12 protein-coding genes and 1 pseudogene are annotated in these 22,379 nt (G+C 70.4%); 4 read left to right on the forward strand and 9 right to left on the reverse strand.

Annotation, left to right across the window (positions count from 1 at the left end):
- Positions 1-46: 46 nt before the first annotated feature.
- The 3 genes from GWK61_RS37035 to GWK61_RS37045 all read right to left on the reverse strand — a co-directional run bounded on the left by GWK61_RS37035 (position 47) and on the right by GWK61_RS37045 (position 5,159).
- The gene (locus tag GWK61_RS37035) at positions 47-316 is read right to left on the reverse strand and encodes a LysR family transcriptional regulator (protein WP_194916369.1); all 270 of its coding nucleotides are present in this window, start codon (positions 314-316) and stop codon (positions 47-49) included.
- A 35-nt stretch (positions 317-351) separates the two neighbouring features.
- The gene (locus GWK61_RS37040) at positions 352-1,320 is read right to left on the reverse strand and encodes a hypothetical protein (RefSeq protein ID WP_194916370.1); all 969 of its coding nucleotides are present in this window, start codon (positions 1,318-1,320) and stop codon (positions 352-354) included.
- Positions 1,321-1,508: 188 nt separating this feature from the next.
- Positions 1,509-5,159, reverse strand: coding sequence for a hypothetical protein (locus GWK61_RS37045; RefSeq protein ID WP_194916371.1), 3,651 nt, complete (start codon positions 5,157-5,159; stop codon positions 1,509-1,511).
- Positions 5,160-5,392: 233 nt separating this feature from the next.
- Between GWK61_RS37045 and GWK61_RS37050 the strand changes: the two genes are divergently transcribed.
- Complete coding sequence (locus GWK61_RS37050; protein ID WP_194916372.1) at positions 5,393-11,986, forward strand: RHS repeat domain-containing protein; 6,594 nt, start codon at positions 5,393-5,395, stop codon at positions 11,984-11,986.
- A 388-nt stretch (positions 11,987-12,374) separates the two neighbouring features.
- On the opposite strand, the gene nucS is transcribed toward GWK61_RS37050, so the two are convergent.
- Complete coding sequence (gene nucS / locus GWK61_RS37055; protein WP_194916373.1) at positions 12,375-13,052, reverse strand: endonuclease NucS; 678 nt, start codon at positions 13,050-13,052, stop codon at positions 12,375-12,377.
- 39 nt (positions 13,053-13,091) lie between these two features.
- Positions 13,092-13,550 (reverse strand): hypothetical protein, encoded by a 459-nt coding sequence (locus tag GWK61_RS37060; RefSeq protein WP_194916374.1) that lies wholly within the window; start codon positions 13,548-13,550, stop codon positions 13,092-13,094.
- Between the two features lie 223 nt (positions 13,551-13,773).
- Here GWK61_RS37060 and GWK61_RS37065 point away from each other — a divergent pair, with 223 nt between their 5' ends.
- Complete coding sequence (locus GWK61_RS37065; protein ID WP_194916375.1) at positions 13,774-14,097, forward strand: hypothetical protein; 324 nt, start codon at positions 13,774-13,776, stop codon at positions 14,095-14,097.
- A gap of 109 nt (positions 14,098-14,206) precedes the next feature.
- Here the strand turns inward: GWK61_RS37065 and GWK61_RS37070 are convergent, their stop codons facing one another.
- Positions 14,207-16,162, reverse strand: coding sequence for a protein meaA (locus GWK61_RS37070; protein WP_438939802.1), 1,956 nt, complete (start codon positions 16,160-16,162; stop codon positions 14,207-14,209).
- Between the two features lie 417 nt (positions 16,163-16,579).
- Between GWK61_RS37070 and GWK61_RS37075 the strand changes: the two genes are divergently transcribed.
- Positions 16,580-17,881: an MFS transporter gene (locus tag GWK61_RS37075; RefSeq protein WP_228563557.1), complete on the forward strand. Its 1,302-nt coding sequence runs from the start codon at positions 16,580-16,582 to the stop codon at positions 17,879-17,881.
- A gap of 126 nt (positions 17,882-18,007) precedes the next feature.
- Here GWK61_RS37075 and GWK61_RS37080 read toward each other — a convergent pair whose 3' ends face one another.
- The 3 genes from GWK61_RS37080 to murA all read right to left on the reverse strand — a co-directional run bounded on the left by GWK61_RS37080 (position 18,008) and on the right by murA (position 20,982).
- Positions 18,008-18,565, reverse strand: coding sequence for a GNAT family N-acetyltransferase (locus GWK61_RS37080; RefSeq protein ID WP_194916378.1), 558 nt, complete (start codon positions 18,563-18,565; stop codon positions 18,008-18,010).
- Positions 18,566-18,660: 95 nt separating this feature from the next.
- Positions 18,661-19,512: a 3-hydroxyacyl-CoA dehydrogenase family protein gene (locus tag GWK61_RS37085; protein WP_194916379.1), complete on the reverse strand. Its 852-nt coding sequence runs from the start codon at positions 19,510-19,512 to the stop codon at positions 18,661-18,663.
- A gap of 153 nt (positions 19,513-19,665) precedes the next feature.
- Entirely contained in the window at positions 19,666-20,982 is a 1,317-nt protein-coding gene (murA, locus tag GWK61_RS37090; RefSeq protein ID WP_194916380.1) for a UDP-N-acetylglucosamine 1-carboxyvinyltransferase, read from the reverse strand.
- Between the two features lie 239 nt (positions 20,983-21,221).
- On the opposite strand from murA, the pseudogene GWK61_RS37095 reads away from it, so the two are divergent.
- Positions 21,222-22,379 (forward strand): annotated as a pseudogene (locus GWK61_RS37095) (hypothetical protein); the annotation flags it as partial.

A 22,379-nucleotide genomic window follows, 5' to 3' on the forward strand; every position in this document is an offset into this window, starting at 1 on the left:
CCCCCAACCTCAATCCCAGCCCCAGCACCAGCACCAGCACCAGCACCTAAGCGATCCGTCGCACCTCATCCACCAGCGCGTCCAGCTCCGCGGCGACCGCCGCGGCGCCGGCGGCCAGCCGCTCCCCCGCGGCGGTCAATGTGACGCCGCGGGGGCCGCGGAGCAGGAGTGGGACTCCCACCGCCTTCTCCAGTTGGCGGATCTGCTCGGAGAGGGTCTGCTGCGACATGAACAGGAGGCGGGCCGCGCCGCTGATGCTGCGTTCGCGGGCTACGGCCAGGAAGGATCTGAGCAGGCGTATGTCCGGCGTTTGCATGGACGTGGTCCGTCAGTGGCTGTCGGTCGAGATCATCAGTGGTAGCCGACGGCGTGCAGGCGGGCTTTGTAGAACTCCGCGCCGTAGGACAAGCCTCGCGTGAAGGAGCGGGCGCCTGTCGCGTTGAAGAACTGCACGTCCGGGTTCACCCAGTTGCGGGTGTCGCCGTGGTACGTCTTGCCGGTGCTCTGCACCCAGAAGGCCTCGCCGGAGGAGTGCTGGCTGAACGACTTCACCGCGTGGTCGGCGTGCACCGTACTCACCGCGTGCGTGGTCTTGTTGATCGAGATCACCGCGGTGCTGTGGCTCGCCAGCAGGATTCCGCTGTCCTTGTAGGACGCGTCCAGGCTGTGGCCGAGGTTCCCTGAACCGATCGAGACGTTGACGCCGCCGACCAGCCGGGTGTTCCGGTAGCTGCCGCTGACCTCGTACGAGGTCGCCTTGTCCTGCCCGAGGGCCCAGAAGCGGTTGTGGACGTCGTCGTACCACAGGCCGTGCGCGCCGGGGAAGCTGATGGTCTGCACCAGGCGCAGGGTGCTCGGATCGTTCACCGCGCCGGGTCCGTAGACGTGCAGGTAGCCGGCGGAGGAGGCCGCGACCACGGCGCCGATGTTCGGGATACGCTCGATCGCGTGCGGGTTGGAGCCCGGCGCCGCCTCCCACAACAGGCTGCCGGTGCCCTGGGTGCCCGAGGCGGACTTGTCGACGATGCCGACGTTGCCGCCGGAGGCCGCGACCAGGGCCACCTCGCCGAACTTCGCGGTGCTGCGGAACTTCACGTCCGAAAGGTTGGCCCAGCCGCCGCCCCCCGGCGACCACACCCACTGCGGCGAGGTCCAGCCCGCGGCCGAGGAGTAGATCTGTATCTGGTTCCGGTACTGCTCGCACACAGCGACGTCGTAGCTCGCGGCGGCCTGGGCCGAACCCTCGGCCAGCCACAGCGTGGCCGGCGCGGCGACCACCGCCGCCGTCCCCGCGAGCAGAGTCCTTCTGCTGAGTTGCATCTTCGCTCCCACCGTGCGGAAACATCTTGATTTCCTGTCGGGGCAACATCCTGATTCACCGCCCCGGCCCCGGCCAAGGAAGTGGGACGAAAACGGGACGGGGACGGGACCGGGACTGGGACGAGAGGCCGCCGCCGGCCGCGGAAACGGTGTCCCGCGGCCGGCGTACGTCATGGCGTCACCGCTCGTCAGTGCCCGGTCCCGCTCTGCCACAGAACGGTCCCCGCGCTACTGAGGACAGCGAGGTTGCCGGTAGTCTGCAACTGCAGCGACTCTCCCGTCCCGGACGTCCCGGCCGACCACGTGACCGTCCCGCCGGTGGCCGTGCTGTAGACCGCGAGGTTCCCGTCGGTACCCAGAACCAGATACGCGTTCGGGTTCCCGCCGGTGCCGTACGTCTTGAGCACCTTGCCGGTCGCGGTGTCGGTCAGGCTGAGCACGCCCTCGTCGAGCCTCACCGTGGTCTTCGCGTTGGACCACGCCGAGCCGTTCGCGTGCACCGTCTGCCCCTCGGCGACGGTGATCTGGCCGGCGGCCGGACCGGTGTCGCCGATCGCCTGCGGACCGCCGAAGGTCGCAAGGCCCCCGGAGGCCGCCCCGCCGGCCCAGTCGTCCACGATGCCGTCCGCGGTCACGGCGATCACGTCCGGCTGCCCGGTCCCGTGCAGGTCGGCGGTGTAGAGCGCCGGGTACTGCGCGCTCGGGATCGCAGTGACCTGAGTACCGGTCGGCGTGACGCCCGCCGGGACGCTCAGCACCGTCCCGGACCCGCCGGTCGGCGTGCCGAGGTTCACCGGGTAGCCGGCGGAGTCGAAGGTGATCGGGTACTGACGCAGGGTCCCGGAAGCGTCCCGCGTCCAGATCACGTGCACCCCGCCGACGACGCCCGGACCGAGCACCGTCACCGCGTCCCAGCCGCTGGTGCCCAGCTGGATCGCCGTCCCGACGAAGTCCTGCATGGTCTGGCCCTGGTAGTACCACAGCGCGCCGTCCTCCACGGTGAGCAGGCCCGGCGCGCCGTTGTCGATCCCGGTCACCGGGTCGCCGGCGTACAGGTCGCCGGGTGCCACGAGCTGGGTCAGCGTGCTCCAGTCCGTGTTGTCGTATCCGGTGCAGGCGCCGGTGGACGTCGTGAAGCACGCGGTGGTCGCGCTCGCGTTCCCGGCCGAGCTGTCATTCTGCTCGTCGGAGAGCACTCCGGCCTTGGTGACGTTCACGACGTCCGCCGGGTCGGAGAAGTTGCCGCCGGTGGCGCTGCGGGTGTTCTTGTCCAGGTACAGGTTGTGGTTCGCGGTGTCATAGGCCCAGAGGTCGTCGACGGCACCGTTGGTGAAGGAACCGTTGTGCGTGTACAGGTACGACGACCACGGCGACGTGCCGTCCGGGCTGGTCGACGGCGACGACAACGACGACGCCGCGGTTCCGGGGCTGGCGTTCCCGGCGTACTGCACCAGGTTGCCGCCGCTGTCGGTGGCGACCAGGTCCGGGACGCCGTCACCGGAGACGTCCCCGGCGGCCACCTTCGCCGCCGGGTTCCAGGGCACGTAGAACGAATAAGAACTCTGTGCCGACACGTTCCCGGCGTTGTCCACGGACTGCGAGTAGAGCGTGTGCACACCCCACTGCCCCGTGGTGAAGCTCAGCGTCGCCGAGCCCGAAGCCGCCGCCGCGAAAGTCGCACCGGAGGTCGGGACCGGGGTGTCGAAGGAGTAGTCGAACCCGCGCAGCCCCGAAGCCGTGCCGGAGGCCGGCGCGGGATCGCTGGAGGACAGTGTGAGGCTGCCGGCCTGGCCGGTGGTGACCGTCGCCGTCTGCCCGCTGCTCAGCGCCGGGAAGCTCGCCGAGGCGGTGGCCGGGTCGTCCGGCGCGGTCTTGTCGACCCGGAACGCGCACGTCCCGGTCTGCGCCGATGCCAGGTACTGGTCTGAGGTGTGCAGCGACCACTCGTACTCGTCGCCGTCGGCCAGGGCCGGGGTGTTGACGCTGACCGTGCCGCCGTTGGTGACGTACCCGGAGGAGTTCGTCGTGGTCTTGGTGCCCGTGGTCGCGTCGGTGATCGAGTAGATCCCGTACATCTGCGCCGCGGCGACGGAACTGGACGCCTTCGCGGACAGCGTGGCGACCGTCTTGCCGCCGAGGTTCGACATCCCGAGCCAGCCCGGCGCCGAGGTGCTGCCGCAGGGCGCGGCGGTCCCGCCGGTCAGGACCGGGGTCGGGGACGCGGTCAGGCTGCTCGGTGTACCGGGCACGATGTCGTAGGTGGTGGTCAGCACAGCGGTGGACCGGTTGAACCGCTCCAGGCTGCTGCCGGCGGTCTCATAGCCGTACAGCCCGACGCTCAGGCTGCCGACGCCCTGCGAGGCGAAGTAGGAGATCGGTCCGGTGATCGAGAAGTCCACCGGGACGCCGCCGGAGCACTGGGTGCCCAGGGAGTTCCCGTTCGTCTTCACGCTCCGGCTGGACATCGGGTCCGGCACCGAGGAGTTGCTGAGCCGGCCCGGCTGGTTGCTGTAGTCCGTGCCGCTGCCGAAGGAGTCGGTCCAGGCCAGAGAGACCGTGTAGGTGGCCTGGCCGCAGCTGTCGTAGGCCGAGTAGTCCGAGGTGATCTTGAAGTCGGAACTGAGCACATGAGTGCTCTTCGACAACCCTGACAGACTCAGCAACAGCAGGCTGCGCTCGATGCCGATGCAGCCGGAGAACTCGTTGTAGCCCACCCCGAGGTCGGTGATCGTGTTGTAGTTCGGGCTGCCCGAGCAGCCGGCCTGGACCTCGTCCGAGGCCAGGATCCCGGGCGAGGTGCTCGGGGGACTCCAGGTCGGATCGACGTAGAGCGGGAACGCCGGAGAACCAGAGCCAGAGCCAGAACCAGAGCCGGAGCCGGAAGCAGAGCCGGACGACAACCGCGAGAAGTCGGAGTCCAGGGCGATGCCGCCAGTACTCGGCGTCGCCTTCAGCGCGGCGGTGTGCGCGCCGCGGCCGGGACCGGCCGCGCTGGAGACCGGGCTGTCGCCCGCGAACGCGTCGGAGTCCACTCCGGACGCACTGCTCACGGCACCGGACCCGGCCGCACTGCGCGCGCCACCAGAGGCCCGAAGAGCACCGGCCGTAGCCGAGTCCCACATCACCGCGGGCGGCGCGTTCATGACCGTCGCGCCGGTCACGCTGTCCACGGCGCGGAGATCGCCGGCCGAGCCGGCCTGCAACCTCATGCCGGTCAGACCGGTCTGGAAGGCGAGGTGCGCGGCACGCGCCGCGGCCACCGCGTCGTGGACCGTGAAGACCTCGCTGAACCCGCCTTGCCGCGTCACCGTCACGGTCAGGTCGATGCCCGGGTAGATCTGCGCGTAGGTGGCACTCGCACCGTTCAGCGCCGGCGCCGGTAGGGCGACCGGCAGGGACAGGGCCATCGCGTGGCCGGCGTGGTCGGCGACCCGCACGACCGGGCCGGCGCCGCCGCCGGACAGGGTCAGCGTGTCCGGCGCGGCGGCCGGACCGACGCTGCCGTCGGCGGCCCGCCGCAGCGTGGGATCGAGCGCGACCCACCGGCCGGCGGCGTCTTTCGTCCGCGCCGGTTCGGTGTCGGTGGCCACCGTGTAGGTGCCGTCGGCGTTGGCGGTGGTGGTGGAGGCCTCGGTCGTCAGGGCACTGACGGCGACGGCCTTTCCGGAGGCGCGCGCCCGGAGCGAGGCAGCGGTGAGCGGGTCGGCGGCCGCGGCGGAGTGGGGGGTCCCCGCGGTCCAGGACGCGCCGGAACCGTCGGCCGCCGAACCCGCGGACAGCGCACTGGTTCCGGCTGCGGCGGCGCTCGGCATCGCCACCGCGGCGGACAGGACCGCCACAGTGACCAGGCTTGCCAACCGGCGCCGGGGTTTGCTTGCATGAGGGGCGGAGCGAGTCAGCACTCTAATTACTCCTGGTCGGATGAGGTTGGGACTTCCTCGGATCAGGCCTGGACGATAGTCAGTGCGCGCCTGGAGCCACCAGGAGTACGGCCACAGGAAGATCCTGTGGCCGGCGTGCGAACCGATCGTCCCGGTCGTCCCCACCCCTTTTCCGAACCAGGGAGTGACCCATGATCGGGATGTCCCCTCCGCCGTCCGGCAGAGGCCGGCACGCGCGATGGCGACACCGCCTCACCACCGTCGCGGCCGCGGGCGCCATGCTCGCCGGCTTCGGCCTGAACCCGGCCCAGGCGACACCGGCGGCTGCCGGCAGGCACTGGCAGCCGGTCGCCACTCAGAAGACGCCGTCGGTGCCCGGCCATGCCGGCGTGCCCGCCGGGCAGTCGGCGCTCGCCGCGAACCACGGCGTGCCGCCGGTGCCGTACAAGGCGACGGCACCGGTCTGGCCTTCGGGTCAGGCTTCTGCGACGCTCGTCTCGCTCGCGAAGGCGGCCACGACCGCCGCGGCCAGGCCCGCACCGGGGTCCGGCAGGCATGCCACGACACCGATCGCGCAAACCTCACCGGACGCAGCACACCCGGCGAACCCGGCGAACCCGAACGCGGCGACGAAGCTCACCGGTCTGCCGGTGACCCTCGCCTCCGCCGACGGCAGCGCCGCCGGCGCCGCGACCGCGGCCACGGTCGCGTTCGCGCCCCGCGCCGCCGTCACGGCCGCCGGCGTGGACGGCGTCGTCCTCACCGTGTCCCGCACCGATGGCGGCCGGACCCCCTCGCCGGTCGACCTGACGCTGGACTACAAGGGGTTCGCGACCGCGAGCGGCGGCGGCTACGCCGACCGCTTGACGCTGGTGGAGTTGCCGGCGTGCGCGCTGACCACGCCGACCGTGCCGTCATGCCGCGCACAGACGCCGATCGCCGCGCGGAACGACACCGCCTCCGGCACGCTGTCCGCCCGGGTGGCGGTCTCGGCGACGCCGATGGTGCTGGCCGCCGCGCCGCAGGCGTCCGGCGGCGTCGGCGACTACTCGGCGACCTCGCTGTCGGCCGAGGGCTCCTGGGCCGGCGGCGGCAACACCGGTTCATTCACCTACAGCTACCCGATCGCCTTGCCCCCGGCCTCCGGCGGCAAGGCGCCCGACGTCACGCTGGCCTACGACTCCGGCAGCGTGGACGGCCGCACCTCGGTCACCAACGCCCAGGCTTCGTGGATCGGGGACGGCTGGGACTACTCGCCCGGCTATATCGAGCGTTCCTACCAGCCGTGCTCACAGGACGGCATCAAGAACTCCGGCGACACGTGCTGGGGTGGCAACCAGGTCACTCTGAGCATGAAGGGGCTGAGCGGGACCCTGGTCCGCGACGACACCACCGGCGCCTGGCACTCGCAGTCCGACTCCGGCGAGAAGATCATCCCGCTCACCGGCGTGTCGAACGGTGCCTGGCAGGGCGAGGCGTGGGAGATCGTCACCACCGACGGCACCCGTTACTATTTCGGGCAGGACTACCTGCCCGGGGGCGACGGCACCGACGCGGCGACCGACAGCGTGTGGACCCAGCCGGTCTATTGTCCCAAGTCCGGTGACGGCCCGCCCGAGGGCGGTTGCTACGACTCGGGCAAGGGCACGGGCTCGGTCGTCACGAACATGGCGTGGCGCTGGAACCTGGACTACGTCGTGGACCCGCACGGCAACCTGCGCACATACTCCTGGACGCCCGAGACCGACGAGTACGAGATGGGCTACGGGCAGAACAACAACAGCGGGAAGCTGACGCCGTACGACCGGGGCGGCTACCTGACCTCGATCGGCTACGGCTACTCGCTGTCCGCGGCGATCGCCGGCGCCAAGCCCGCCCAGACCGTCACGTTCGGCGTCGACGAGCGCTGCCTGACCAGCTCGTCCTTCACGAACTGCGCGAACTCCAACCTGAACTCCTCCACCGCGCCGAACTGGCCGGACGTGCCGTTCAACCAGATCTGCGCGGCCGGGGCGGCCTCGTGCGCCAACTATTCGCCCACATACTTCTCCACCAAACGCCTGACCTCGATCAGCACCGCGGTCCTGGTCGGCTCGACGTACCAGCCGGTGGACACGTTCACGCTGTCCCAATCCTTCCCGGCGCCACAGGCCGGTCTGGTTCCGGCCGGGTCCAGTGTGAGCGCCTCGAACCCCGGGGACGGCAGCGTCGCGGTGATGTGGCTGGACTCGATCCAGCGCAAGGGCCAGGACACCCTCGGCGGCGGTACGGCGGCACAGCTGCCCAAGACCGTGTTCACCGCCGATGAGATGCCCAACCGGGTGGACGGGAACACCACCGGCGCGGCGGCGCTGTACCGGCCGCGGCTGGTGGAGATCACCACGGACGCCGGGGCGCAGACCGTCGTCGCCTACAGCGCGTCGCAGTGTTCGAGGACGAGTGGCAAGTTGCCGGCCTCGGCGGACTCGGACTCGATGAACTGCTACCCGCAGTACTGGACCCCGAACGGCGCCGCGAACCCGGTCCTGGACTGGTTCACCACCTACCAGGTCACCTCGGTCACGGTGAACGACCTGGTCGCTCCGAACGCGTGGAGCGAGGCGTCGCTGACCTCGTACAAGTACGACGGCGCCGCCTGGCACCGCGACGACTCGCCGCTGACGCCGTCGGCCCAGCGGACGTGGGACCAGTTCCGCGGATTCCGCACGGTCACCACGACCACGGGCGCGTCCTCGGTCCAGTCCACGCCGACCCGGTCGGTGACGACGTATCTGCAGGGCATGGACGGCGACTACCTGTCCTCCGGAGCCCAGCGCACTGTCAGCGTCTCCGACAGCGTCGGGGACTCGGTCACCGACTCCAGCTGGCTGTACGGCCAACAACTCGAGAAGGACACCCTGCTCGGGGTCGGCGGCGTGACGCAGAACAAGGAGGTCAGCGGACCCTGGGCCTTCGCCCAGACCGCCTCGCAGCCGCAGGCCTCCTCCATGCCGGCCCTGGTCGCCCGCATGGCGACGGGTTCCACCGACCGCAAGTACCAGCTCTGGCACGACGGCACCTGGGAGCAGACGAAGCTGGCGACGTCCTACAACGCCCAAGGGCAGCAGGTCAGCGCAGACACGTCCTACTCCGGGCCGTCGGCGTCGCCCGAGCAGTGCACGACCACCAAGTACGCGACGAACGCCGGCGCGTACATGTACTCCTACCCCGAGGAGTCCCTGACGGTCACCGGCGGGTGCTCGACCAAACCCTCGGCGAGCGCCACCCAGTCGGACACGCTGACGTTCTACGACGGCTCCTCCACGCTGGGGTCGCTGGGCTCGACCGGTAACGCGACAACGACCGAGAAGGCTGCTTCCTACAACACCTCCGGCGCGCCTGTGTACGTCACCACGGCCAAGTCCCAGTACGACACCTACGGCCGGGTCACCTCGGCGACCGACGCAGACGGCGACTCCACCGCGACGGCCTACAGCGCACCGGGCGCGGCCTCGGACACGGTGACCGTCACCAACCCGATGGGCTGGGTCACGAAGCAGACCCTGGACGCCGGCCGGGGACAAGCCGTCGCCAGCACAGACGTCGACAACGAGCTGACCACCAAGACCTACGACGGCCTCGGCCGGCTCACCGCGGTCTGGTCACCGCTGCACAGCCAGGCGGCCAAGGCGCCCGCGGACGCCGAGTACACCTACGCGATCACCGCGACGGCGCCGACCGCCGTCACGACGTCCACGCTTCGCGACGACGGCTCGTACGGGACCGTCATCACGCTGTACGACGGTCAGCTCCGGCAGATCCAGCAGCAGGGGAACACCGCCGACGGCGAAGTCGGCCGGCTGATCACCGACACCCACTACAACTCGCTGGGCCAGAAGGCGAAGGTCACCGGCTCCTACTACGACAAGACCACTGCCCCGGCCGCCACGGTCTTCGTCCCGGCGAACGACTCGGTCGTGCCGTCCGAGACCGAGACGATGTACGACGGAGCCGGACGCCAGATCCAGGTGCTCACCGTCGCCTTCGGTGTGAACCAGTACTCGGCGCTGACCGGGTATCAGGGTATGGACGAGACCGACAGCACCCCGCCCGCCGGCGGCACCGCGACGAGCAGCTTCGTCGACGCCGCCGGGAACGTGGACGCCACCTGGTCCTACCGCAGCGCGACGCCGACCGGCAAGGCGGCGGACGCCGAGACCATCAGCCGCGTCTTCACCCCGGCCGGGAAGCCGGCGACCATCAAGGACTCGGTCGGCGACACCTGGTCCTACACCTACAACCTGCTCGGCCAGAACACCGTGGTGGCCGACCCCGGCACCGGGACCTCCACCTCGGTCTACTCCACCGGGGGCAGCCTGCTGAGCCAGACCGACGCGAACGGGGATCAGCTCTCGTACACGTACGACGCGCTGAAGCGCAAGACGGCCGAGTACGACACCAGCGGCGGCGCGGCCCCGACCGGGGCGGACCAGATCGGCGCGTGGACGTACGACACCCTGGCCAAGGGCCAGCCCACGTCGTCGACCACCTACACCGACGGCGCCGGCGACGCGGCGAACACCTGGACCGAGACCGTCGCCGGGTACACGGCGAAGTACCAGCCGACCGGTGAGGCGGTCACCGTGCCGTCCTCGCAGGGCGCACTGGCCGGCACGTATCAGGACTCGAGCCAGTACACGGCCCAGACCTCGCTGCTGGCGGGCACGCACTACTACGCGGAGGGAAACCTGCCCAAGGAGCAAGTGAACTTCGGCTACACCGCCTCCGGACTGCTGTCGAGTTATGGCAGCCCGTACACGGCGCTGAACACGGTCACCTACAACCCGCTGGGCCAGGTGTTGCAGACCAACTACGGCGCCAACGGCGACCAGCTGGACCGCACCGTGACCTACGACCCGGCGACCAAGCGCATGCTGACGACCACGGACTCGCTGCAGAACCTGGGCAAGCCGATGCAGTCCGTGGCCTACACCTACAACAAGGCCGGGGCGATCACCGCTGAAAGCAACGCGGTCACCGGGTCCTCGACCCCGGACACCCAGTGTTTCGGCTACGACCAGCTCAACGAGCTGACCAGCGCGTGGACCGACTCCGGCGGCGTCACCGCGAGCTCGCCGGCGACCAACGCGCAGATCGACGGCGTCGGCGCCTGCACCGACAGCGCGCCGACGGCCGGCAAGGTCACCGGCGGACCGGCCCCGTACTGGCAGTCGTACTCCTACGACGCCCTCGGCGACCGGGTCGGCCAGACCAGCCACGACACATCGGCGACCTCGACGACGAACACGGTCACGCAGACGCTGGCGTACAACGCGTACAACGCCTCGACCGGCACCACCACCGCCGCGTCCACCCCGGACGCGGTGCAGTCGGTGACGACGGCCGGGACGTCCGGCTCGACCACCGCCGCCTACACCTACTATCCGAACGGACAGACCCGGACGCGGCCGGGACAGGCGTTCACCTACAACGCGATGGGACTCACCCGGTCGGTGACGAACACCGCCACCGGCGTGGCCGGCACGTACACCTACGACGCGGACGGCACGCTGCTGGTGCAGAGCGACCCGGCCGCCGCGCAGAACGTGCTGTACCTGCCGTGGGGCGAGCAGATCACGCTGAACACGTCGGGGAACACGGTCTCCGGCCTGCGATACGTCAGCAACAGCCCGGACGGTGTGACGGTGGTGCACTCCTCCTCCGGCACGGTGGGCTATGAGCTGACCAACACCAACGGCACCGCGACCGCCGAGGTCAACGCCTCGAACCTGACCTACAGCGTGCGGTACTACGACCCGTTCGGACGGCAGCGCGGCACCGCGCCGCCGAGCTGGCCGGACCAGCGCGCGTACCTGGACCTGCCGAGCGACCCGACCAGCGGTCTGGACCTGCTCGGCGCCCGGCAGTACGACCCGGTCACCGGCCGGTTCCTCAGCGTCGACTCCGTCCAGGAGAACACCGACCAGCGGCAGCTGAACGGCTACTCCTACGCGGGCGACAACCCGGTCAACGGCTCGGACCCGACGGGGACCATGCTGGCCTGCGAGGACGGCCCCGGCAGTGTCTGCTACTACCCCCACCCGGGGACAGGCAGCTCCTCCTCCAGCTCGTCCTCCAGCCCGCCCTCGAGTTCCAGTGACTCCGGCGGCGAGGCCCCGCAGGACCCGTTCTTCCCGATCTACGAGAAGGTCCGCTCCTACGTCGAGCAGAACCTGGCGCCGCTGGACGCCATCGCGTTCGACAAGATCCTGGAACTGGCCCAGAACAAGGCCTCGCAAACCCAGGTCCTGAACAGCATCGACCGGATGTTGGAGATCACGGACGCACTGAAGATGGGCAAGCTCGCCGACGGGATCGACACGATCCTGCAGGCGACTCACTTCGACAGCCTCGTCGCGATCACCAGAGAGGGGACGCCGTTCCTGGCCGCCAGCCGGACGACGGCCGTCCTCGGCCTGGTCGCCGACTACGGCGACGTCATATTGCCGCCGGACAAGGGCGCGGTCGGCTGGGTGGACCGCGGCGCGGGCGCGGTCAACGGAGGCCTGCTCATGGCGAACATGGTCGTCGACGAGCTACCGGTCGCCGGCGAGGTCATGATGATCGGCACCGGCGTCTACCTCGGGGGTGACTACCTGTACCACCACTGGAAGCCGTTCCATGACGTCGTGAACGACGTCGGGCACGGCGTGTCGAGCTTCTTCGGCGGATTGTTCGGCGGTGGTTCCAGCAATGACAGCGATGCCCCGGTCAAACCGCAGTGGCCCAACGGCTGCGGCGGGTAGCCATCCGCACGGCTGACTGACACGGCTGACACGACTGACACGACTGATCGACAGAGCCCGGCGGCGCATCACCGCGCCGCCGGGCTCTGTCGCGCGGATCCGTAGCCGGAGGCATCGAGGTCCGAACCCGGACCCGCTGCCGTCGTGGCAGTCAGTGCCGTCACTCACGCAATGATCGACAGGAGGGCAGTAGCATGACATAGCCGGAAGCGCAGTGACGGGCGCAGTGCCTGAAGGAGGGGTGCAGGCGACGCGCTCCGCGAGCCGGGATGGCCGGTCGAGCCGAGAGCGTAGGAGAAGCCCGCAGAGTCCTGAGAGTGGACCCGGGACTCGGCAACGGCCGCGTCGCTTCGCAGCAGCGCACCAGTACGCCGGTCGAGACGATCCCTCAGAACAACCGCGAACTCGGGTCGTCCATCCCCCGCAGCACCTCATAATCCAGCACCGCGCACTCGATCCCGCGGTCCGCCGCCAGCACCCGCGCCTGCGGCTTGATCTCCTGTGCCGCGAACACCCCGCGCACCGGCGCCAGCAGCGGGTCGCGGTTCAGCAGCTCCAGGTATCGCGTCAGCTGCTCCACGCCGTCGATCTCGCCGCGTCGCTTGATCTCCACCGCCACGTGGGCGCCGTCGGAGTCCCGCGCCATGATGTCCACCGGCCCGATGGCCGTCGGGTACTCGCGGCGGACCAGCGTCCAGCCGGTGCCCAGGGTCTCGATCTGCTCGGCGAGCAGCTCCTGCAGGTGCGCCTCGACGCCGTCCTTCTGCAGGCCGGGGTCCACGCCGAGGTCGTGGCTGGCGTCGAGCTCGACGTCGCGCAGGGTGATCACCAGGCGCTCGCCGGCCTTGTTGGTGACGGTCCAGACGATGCGGCCGTCCTCGTCGCCCTCGGACTCCTTGAGCACGCAGGGCGGCGACATCCAGTTGAGCGGCTTGTACGCGCGGTCGTCGGCGTGGATCGAGACGCTGCCGTCGTTCTTCACCATCAGCAGCCGCTTGGCCTCCGGGAGGTGCGAGGAAAGCCGTCCGGCGTAGTCGACGGTGCAGTGGGCGATGACGATGCGCATGGGATCGGAGCCTATCAACGCCGACGATCCTCAACGCCGCTATGAACCCTTTAGGGTCACGCGGGTCTCACGGGTCACGTACAGGTCGAGCGCCGCGTCGACGTTCTCCGCGACCAGCTCGTCCTCCTCGGCCGCGATCAGCGCGCGCATCCGCTCGATGTCGTCCTCGGCACCCGGCAGGCCGAAGACCGTGACGCCGGCGGCGTTGCGGACGTCGGGATCGGCGTCCTCGGCGGCCAACCGGATCAGAGCCGCGCGGACCTCGGCGGCGGGCTCGCCGGCCGGTACACAGGCGACCGGCAGCACCCGGATCGCCTCGATGCGCGTCAGGTCGTACTCCGCCACATCGGCCGCCACCGACAACAGGAACGGCGTCAGCACCGGCGCGTCGCCCTCCTCGCCCACGAACACCCTCAGTGCGGCGGCGCGGGCATCGGCCGACCGCGCGGAATGGCCGGCGATGAGGCTTCGCGTCCCGGCCGATGGCAACTCGTTCATTACCCGATGCTCGCATCCCGGACCCACAGTGCTTCCCCTATCGCAGTACTAGTCCCGCATACGCACATCGCCGTAACCCGTTCTCGCAGTTGCCGCTATCATTCAGCTCGATACGCTGCTAACCCGCACTCTGTCCGTCACGGCAGGGGCGTGTAGGGGAGCACGCATACGCCTCGTCGATAGTGTCGATGGGCGCCGTTTCGACGCGAGGAGTCGCAGACCGATGAGTTTCATAGCCAAGTGCCTCGAGATCACCGAGAAGAGCTTCGAGGGCGCGGTTGAGCAGGCCGAGGAGTGGAGCGCCCACCGGCACGGCGCGAAGCTGTTCATGAAGCTGGGCATCGCCTACTACGCCGAGCAGCGCCTGGAAGGCCACCACGAGCCCGTCGAGCGCATCCTCGACGCCCTCGACGGCCACGCCGCCGAGCACGGCGAGACCGGCATCGACCACCTGCGCGCCACGCACGAGGTGCTGGGCCGGGAATTCGCCGGCGAGCACCACCCGGACGCCATCGCCGAGAAGGAAGCCGCCGCGGCCGACGCCTGATTCACAGGGTGAATCCGGGCTCGAATAAAGTTTCAAACAAATCGGCGCCCTTCCCGGGGATATCCCCTAGGAAGGGCGCCGATTCGCGTCCGGCGGTGAGGGAGTCCGCTCAGACGGCGACCGATCCGGCACGCCGGATCTCTTCGACGATGGTGTGCAGGATCTGTGTGATCCCGAAATCCTTGGGCGTGAACACCGCCGCGACGCCGGCCTCGCGCAGCGCCCGCGCGTCGGCGTCGGGAATGATGCCGCCGACCACCACCGGCACCGAACCGGCTCCGGCCGCCCGCAGTTCGGCCAGCACCTCCGGCACCAGTTGCAGATGCGAGCCGGACAGCACCGAGAGCCCGACGCAGTGCACGTCCTCGGCCACCGCCGCCGCCGCGATCTGCGCGGGCGTCAGCCGGATCCCCTGGTAGACGACCTCGAAGCCGGCGTCGCGGGCGCGCACCGCGATCTGCTCGGCGCCGTTGGAGTGGCCGTCCAGCCCCGGCTTGCCGACCAGCAGCCGCAGCCGGCGGCCGAGTTCGGCAGAGGCCTGATCCACCTCGGCGCGCAGCACCACCAGTTCCTCGGACGGGATCGCCGTCCCCACGGAACCCGAGACCCCGGTGGGGGCCCGGAACTCGCCGAAGACCTCGCGCAGCACCCCGGTCCACTCCCCCGTGGTGACCCCGGCGCGCACGCACGCCAGCGTCGCGTCCATCAGGTTGGCGTCCGTCGCAGCCTCCTGACGCAGCCGGGCCAGTGCGGCATCCACCGCCGCGCCGTCCCGCTGCGCCTTCCACTCCTTCAGCGCCGCCACAGCCTGCTGCTCGACCGCCGGATCGACGGTCTGGATGGCCGCGTCCAGGTCGGCGGTCAGCGGGTTCGGCTCGGTCTCGGTGAACTTGTTGACGCCCACCACCACCATCTCGCCGGACTCGATCTTCGCGCGCCGCTCGGCGTGCGCCCCGACCAGCTGCGCCTTCAGATAGCCGGACTCCACGGCCGCCACGACGCCGCCGAGCCCCTCGATCCGCTCGATCTCGGCCCAGGCCGCCTCGGCGATCTCCTCGGTCTTGGCCTCGACCACCTTCGAGCCGGCGAACAGGTCGGGGTACTCCAGCAGATCCGACTCGTAGGCCAGCACCTGCTGCATGCGCAGCGACCACTGCTGGTCCCAGGGCCGCGGCAGGCCCAGCGCCTCGTTCCAGGCCGGCAGCTGCACGGCGCGGGCCCGCGCGTCCTTGGAGAGCGTCACGGCCAGCATCTCCAACAGGATCCGCTGCACGTTGTTCTCCGGCTGCGCCTCGGTCAGGCCCAGGGAGTTGACCTGGACGCCGTACCGGAAGCGGCGCAGCTTCTCGTCCGTGACGCCGTAGCGCTCGCGCGTGACGCGATCCCAGAGCCCTGCGAAGGCCCGCAGCTTGCACATCTCCTCGACGAAGCGCACGCCGGCGTTGACGAAGAACGAGATGCGGCCGACCACCTGGTCGAAGTCCTCCGGCGCCACCTGCCCGGAGTCGCGCACGCCGTCCAGCACGGCGATCGCCGTCGACAGCGCGTAGGCGACCTCCTGCACCGGCTGCGCGCCGGCCTCCTGCAGGTGGTAGGAGCAGATGTTGATCGGGTTCCACTTGGGCAGGTTCGCCACGGTGTAGGCGATGGTGTCGGTGATCAGCCGCAGCGAGGGGCCGGGCGGGAAGACGTACGTCCCGCGCGACAGGTACTCCTTGACGATGTCGTTCTGCGTTGTGCCGGACAGCGCGGCGATGTCAGCACCCTGCTCCTCGGCGGCGACCTGGTACAGCGCCAGCAGCCACATGGCCGGGGCGTTGATGGTCATCGAGGTGTTCATCCGCTCCAGCGGGATGCCGTCGAACAGCGCGCGCATGTCGCCCAGGTGCGAGACCGGCACGCCGACCTTGCCGACCTCGCCGCGGGCCAGGACCGAGTCCGGGTCGTAGCCGGTCTGCGTGGGCAGGTCGAAGGCCACCGACAGGCCGGTCTGGCCCTTGGCCAGGTTCCTGCGGTAGAGGGCGTTGGACTCGGCCGGGGTGGAGTGGCCGGCGTAGGTCCGCATCACCCAGGGGCGGTCTCGCTCGACGGATCCGTCATGCCCGGAAGATCTGTTTCGACCACCAGAGCTGTCGCGCTCGGTCACGGGGGCTCCCAAGTGGATGGTGTCACCGCCCGGGGAGAGGTCGGCGCCTTGGAGCGGAGCCTACTGACGGGTAACCGGAGTGTCACCGGTGACCTTGCGCACACCGGTCCGCGGGTCCGCGCAACGCCAGTATCTCGATGTCAAGCTTCTTGACATCGAGGGATATGCTGCGTCACACTCCACAAGGACCTGCAGGGCTGACACTAGGGGTGGGACATGCGGTGGGGCAGGAGCCAATCGGCGGGCGGTGGCATCGGGGCCGACGGCACGGGGCGCCGGGACGATGCGGCCGCGACCGCCGGGAACGCTCCGAAGCGCACCGGGACGATCGCCCAGTTGCGTAACCCACCTGGCGGAAGCGACGCCCGGCGGATGCTCGCGGCGCTGTTCCTGGACCGGGTCGGGAACGGCGTGTGGTCCTCGGCGCTGGTGCTGTATTTCAGCGTCGTGTCCCACCTGAGCGCGGGCCGGATCGGCGCCCTGCTGGGCATCGCGGGCCTGGTCGGCATCGCCGGCGCGCCGGTCGCCGGAGCGCTGGCCGAGCGGTACCCGGTGCGCACGATCCTGGTGGCGTGCCACCTGATCAGGGTGCTGACGCTGTGCGCGGTGCCGCTGTGCCACGGCTTCGCGCCGCTACTGGCGGTCACGACCGCGACGACGCTGTGCGACCGCGCGTCGAAGACCATGGAGATCGTGTTCGCCGGCCAGGCCGCCGGGGAGCAGCGCGCGACGTACCGGGCGCTTTCGCGGGTGGTGATGAACGCCGCGTACGCGCTGGGAGCGGGGCTCTCGGCGATCGCGGTGGCCGTGGGGACGAGCGGGGTGTACGAGGCCGTCGTGGTCGGGAACGGCTTGTCGTACCTGGCGGTGGCGGCGCTGGTGATGCGGACGAAGCGGCGGGAGCCGAGCCGTGTCGCTGCTGCAGGTGCTGCTGGCGACGGCGACGGCGGCGGCGGCGGCGACAGCGACGGCGACGGCGACGGCGCGAAGAAAGCGAAGGCGCGCGGCCGCAATCCGTGGCGCGACCCCGGTTATCTGCTGTTCGTCCTGCTCGACGTCTTCCTGAACCTGGACGACGCGATCCTGATGGTCGGCGTGCCGCTGTGGGCCGTGACCCGCACCGACGCGCCGCACGCGGTGATCCCGGCGGTCATGGTGATCAATACCCTGATGTGCGTGTTCCTCCAGATGCCGGTGTCGGCCCGGGTGGCCGGCGCTCGCGCGGCGGCGCGTGCGGCGTGCTGGTACGGCGTGGCGCTGCTCGCGGGCTGCGCACTGATCGCCGGGTCGAGCCACGGCGGTGCGATGGTCGCGACGGTGACGCTGCTGCTGGCCGCGGTGGTGGTGACGTCGGCGGAACTGGTGCGCTCGCTGGTGTCGTGGGAGCTGGCGGTGTCGCTGGCGCCGGCGGACGCTCAGGCCTCGTACTTGGGCGTGGCGGGGATGGCGCAGGCGATCGAGCGGTCCGCGGGGCCGGTGGCGCTGTCGACGGTGGTGCTGGCCGCCGGGCCCGTGGGGTGGCTCGGACTCGGCGCGGTGGTGACCGGGCTCGGGGTGGTGCAGCGGGTGGCCAGCCTGCGGCGGCTGGAGCGGAAGGCGGTCCCGGCAGCCGGTGGTGCGGCGACGGCAGTGGCTTGATGCGGCTCGGTGCGGTGGTGGTGGTGGTGTGGTGGTGGTGTGGTGGTGTGGTGGTGGTGTGGTGGTGGTGTGGTGGTGTGGTGGTGTGGTGGTGTGGTGGTGTGGTGGTGGTGGTGTGGTCTGCTTCTAGCGCGCGGCGCGCCAGTCGCTCTCCAGCATCGCCATCACGTGCGCATCGATCCACTCGCCGTCCCAGAGCAGCGCCTCGCGCTTGGTCCCCTCCAGCACGAAGCCGACCTTCTCGTACACGTGCCGGGCACGCGGGTTGAACGTGTACACATCCAGCTCGACCCGATGGATCCCCACGGTGTCGAACGCGTGCCGCAGCACCAGCCGTGTCGCCTCGGTCCCGTATCCGCGCCCGAATACGCGAGCGCCGACCAACGAGATCCGGAAGCCGCAGGAGCGGTTCTCGACATGCAGGTCGTTCAGGACCACCTCGCCGACGTACGTTCCCGTCTCGTTCTCGACGATCGCCAGATCCAGGCGGTCGGTGTGGTCGGCGCGGGTGGCGTACCAGCGCTCGGCGGCCTCGTGGTCGAGCTCGGCGCGGGTGGCGGTCAGGCGGCTGCTCTCCGGATCGGCCAGGAGCTCCAGCAGGCCCGGCGCGTCCTCGGCGGTCACGGGGCGGAGGGTGACCCGGTCGCCGGCCAGGACCGGCTTCTCAGCGAACGAAAGCGTCATGATCGCGATCCTGGCAGGAAACATCCACAGCGGCCGCCGATTTTCGTTCCATCGGCGACCGCGGATCAGCGTGTACCAGCGTGTACCAGTGCGTATCAGTAGCTGTAGAAACCCTTGCCCGACTTCCGCCCGAGGTCCCCGGCGGTGACCATCCGGTTCAGCAGCTCCGGCGGGCTGAACTTCTCGTCCTGGGTCTCGGTGTAGATGTTCTGCGTCGCGTTGCGCAGGATGTCCACGCCGGTCAGGTCGGTGGTGGCCAGCGGGCCCATGGCGTGGCCGAAGCCGAGCTTGCAGGCGATGTCGATGTCCTCGGCGGTGGCCACGCCCGACTCGTACAGCTTCACCGCCTCGACCACCAGCGCGGCGATCAGGCGGGTGGTGACGAAGCCGGCGACGTCGCGGTTCACCACGATGCAGGTCTTGCCGACCTCCTCGGCGAAGGCGCGGGCCTTGGCCAGCGTCTCGTCGGAGGTCTTGTAGCCGCGGACCAGCTCGCACAGCTGCATCATCGGGACCGGGGAGAAGAAGTGGGTGCCGACCACGTCCTGCGGACGCGAGGTGACGGCGGCGATCTGGGTGATCGGGATCGCCGAGGTGTTGGTGGCCAGGACCGCGCCGGGCTTGGCCAGCTTGTCCAGCTCGCGGAAGATCTCCTGCTTGACCTCGATGTTCTCGAACACCGCCTCGACGATCACGTCGGCGTCGGCAACCGCCTCGGCCAGGTCCGTGGTCGTGGTGATGCGGCCCGTCGCGGCCTCGACCTCGTCGGCGGTGTAGCGGCCCTTGGAAGCGAACTTCTCCAGCGAGGCGCGGATGCCGTCGACGCCGCGCTTGAGGGCGGCGTCGGTCACGTCGCGGACCGCCACCTCGTACCCGGCGGCCGCGGCCACCTGCGCGATCCCCGAACCCATCAGACCGGCGCCGATGACGGCCAGCTTCTTCGACACTGCGCTACCTCATGCTTCACAAGGGGTGATTTGCTTCGACGTCCAAAAGATAACGCGGGTGTGAGCGGGCCCGGCGCGGACGGCGGCGTAACGCTCGTCACGGGTGGCGGCACCGGCCTGTCTCGGCCGGCGGCGCCTCCTCGTCACGGGTACTCACGGGTACGGGTCGGGGTCCGGCTCGCGCTCGATCTGCGCGCCGAGCGAGCGCAGCTGGGTCACCAGGCCCTGGTATCCGCGGTCGATGTGCCGGACGTCGGACACCGTGGTGTGGCCGTCGGCGACCAGCCCGGCCAGCACCAGCCCGGCCCCGGCCCGGATGTCGGTGGCGCGCACCGGCGCCCCGGACAGCCGCTCGACGCCGCGCACGATCGCGTGGTGCCCCTCGGTGCGGACCGAGGCGCCGAGGCGCGCCAGCTCCTGCAGGAACACGAAGCGCGCGTCGAACAGGTTCTCGGTGACCATCGAGGTGCCCTCGGCGATGGAGTTCATCGCGGCGAACAGCGGCTGCAGGTCGGTGGCGAAGCCCGGGTAGGGCAGGGTGATGATGTCGACGGCCTTCGGGCGCCGGTCCATCGACACCCGGAAGCCGGTCTCGTCCGGCACCACCGTCGCGCCGGCCAGCGTCAGCTTGTCCAGCGCGATCTCCAGGTGCGCCGCGTTGCCGCCGTCGATCCTCACGTCGCCGCGGGTCATGGTGGCCGCGACCGCGAACATGCCGGCCACGATGCGGTCGGCCACCACCAGGTGCGGCGACGGCGCGGGGGTCAGCGTGTCCACGCCCTCGATGACCAGCGTGGAGCTCCCGGCGCCGTCGATCTTGGCGCCCATCGAGGCCAGGAGCGAGCAGATGTCGACGATCTCCGGCTCGCGCGCGGCGTTGTCGATGACCGTGGTCCCGCGGGCCAGCACGGCGGCCATCAGGATGTTCTCGGTGGCGCCCACGCTCGGGAAGTCGAGCAGGATGCTGGCGCCGGTCAGGCCCTTGGGGGCCGAGGCGACCAGGAAGCCGTGCTCCTGGGAGATGTCGGCGCCGAGCCGCTCCAGGCCGTCGATGTGCATGTCCAGCCCGCGCGAGCCGATGGCGTCGCCGCCGGGGTAGGACACCTTGGCCTCGCCCTGCCGCGCCAGCAGCGGGCCCAGCACGCAGATCGACGCGCGCAGCCGGCGCACCAGGTCGTAGTCGGCCTCGGTGCCCGGATCGGCCGGCACGTCGATGACGATGGTCGAGCCCTTCTGCGGCCCGTCCTCCCGTTCCGGGCCGGGCTCCCAGTCCAGTCTCACGTCGCAGCCCAGCCGCCGAAGCAGCTCGGCCATCAGCTCGACGTCCAGGATGCGCGGGACGCCCCGCAGCTCGGTCCGACCCTCGGCCAGCAGGGCGACGGCCATCAGCTTCAGCGCGCTGTTCTTCGCGCCGCACACCGCGACCTCACCCGCCAGGCGGGCCCCTCCGGCAACTTTGAAACGCTCCACGACCGGCCATCCTGGCACACTCCGCTACCGCGTCCGGGTGACCGGCAGGCAACCTGCGGCTTTCGATTCGCGTCTTCGTAGTCGCCATGGACACCTGGGACAACGCGCAGCCTGACCGTGATCAGCCGATCGGCGGTGCTTCGGCGTCGCCGGAGGAGAGTTCGGGGGGTACCTCCGGGGCGGTTTCGGAGGCCGCTTCCGAGGTCGCTTCTGGAGTCGCTTCGACGGTCGCTTCGGCGGTGGGATCGGAGACGGGATCGGAGACGCCGGGCGCGACCGAGCCCGCATCCGGCCCGGACCGGCAGGCATCCGACCCCGCCGAGAAGAGGTCGCCGGATCTGCACTACGCGTTGAGCCTGATCGCCGACGATTTCGCCTCGGCCCCGCACAGCGACCTGTTCCCACAGGTGATGGCTCGGGCCACGCGCATCCGTCGGCGGCGGCGCGTGCTGCGGGCCGGTTCGGCGACGGCGGTGCTGGTGGTGGCGGCGCTGCTCGGGCCGTCGATCGCCTCGGAGCTGGGGGCGCGCGGCGGTGACGCGTCGGCTGCCCCGCCGCCGTCCGCGATCGAGGACCTGACCAGCGCGTACCCGACGCCGACCGCGCTGCAGGACGACAGGGTGGTGGCGGCGACGCCGGCCCTGCCCGCGAACGCGCTGCCGTGGCCGAACCGCGGCACGTCGGTGCCGGCGCAGGCGGTGGAGGTGGCGAAGTCGTACTTGCTGGACCAGGTCGGGCGCTCGGCGGCGACGGGCAGCAAGGCCACGACAGCCACGACGACTGCGACGACTGCGACGGTGGCGCCGCTGTGGTCGCAGGTGGACGAGGACACGACGGCGCCGACCTCGGTCGGGCACGGCGCGGCGGCGAAGACGGCGTCGCAGAGCGCGCACAAGACCTGGCTGTACGTGATGCAGGGGTGGACGACCGGGGCGGACGGTGTGCCGTCGCAGGCGCAGCTGCTGGTCGGGGACTACACGCAGACGGGGAAGGCGCCGAGCGAGTCGTCGAGCATGTCGGTGTACGCGGCCCCGGTGACGTTCACGCACGCGCGGCCCGGGTCGAGCGACGACACGGACGACGCGCAGCAGATCGCCGAGCTGTCGGTGTTCCTGCCGCAGAGCAACCGGCTGGTGGTGCTGGGGGCGCCGCAGACGAAGACGGTGTTGTACGCGAACACCGGCGGGGATCTGATCCCGGAGAAGACCGATGACGGAGTGGCGGTGTTCCCGCGGACGCATCGGTTGGTGAAGGGGCAGTACGCGGACACGATTCAGGTGCGGGATGCGAACAACGTCGCGCTGACGCCGCCGAAGGCTTGGAGTGCGGGGGATTACGAGCTCAGCGGGGCGATGGGGTTGTGGCGGAGCGGTGCGAGCGGGTGGGTGACGGTGCCC

The sequence above is a fragment of the Catenulispora rubra genome (genome assembly GCF_015356825.1).
GTDB classification, from domain to species: domain Bacteria; phylum Actinomycetota; class Actinomycetes; order Streptomycetales; family Catenulisporaceae; genus Catenulispora; species Catenulispora rubra.

Bases quoted from the DNA above. Each gene is read 5' to 3' on its own strand.
- GWK61_RS37035 (WP_194916369.1), bottom strand. From the start codon at position 316: ATGCAAACGCCGGACATACGCCTGCTCAGATCCTTCCTGGCCGTAGCC.
- GWK61_RS37040 (WP_194916370.1), bottom strand. From the start codon at position 1,320: ATGCAACTCAGCAGAAGGACTCTGCTCGCGGGGACGGCGGCGGTGGTC.
- GWK61_RS37050 (WP_194916372.1), top strand. From the start codon at position 5,393: ATGATCGGGATGTCCCCTCCGCCGTCCGGCAGAGGCCGGCACGCGCGA.
- nucS (WP_194916373.1), bottom strand. From the start codon at position 13,052: ATGCGCATCGTCATCGCCCACTGCACCGTCGACTACGCCGGACGGCTT.
- GWK61_RS37060 (WP_194916374.1), bottom strand. From the start codon at position 13,550: ATGAACGAGTTGCCATCGGCCGGGACGCGAAGCCTCATCGCCGGCCAT.
- GWK61_RS37065 (WP_194916375.1), top strand. From the start codon at position 13,774: ATGAGTTTCATAGCCAAGTGCCTCGAGATCACCGAGAAGAGCTTCGAG.
- GWK61_RS37070 (WP_438939802.1), bottom strand. From the start codon at position 16,162: ATGCGGACCTACGCCGGCCACTCCACCCCGGCCGAGTCCAACGCCCTC.
- GWK61_RS37080 (WP_194916378.1), bottom strand. From the start codon at position 18,565: ATGACGCTTTCGTTCGCTGAGAAGCCGGTCCTGGCCGGCGACCGGGTC.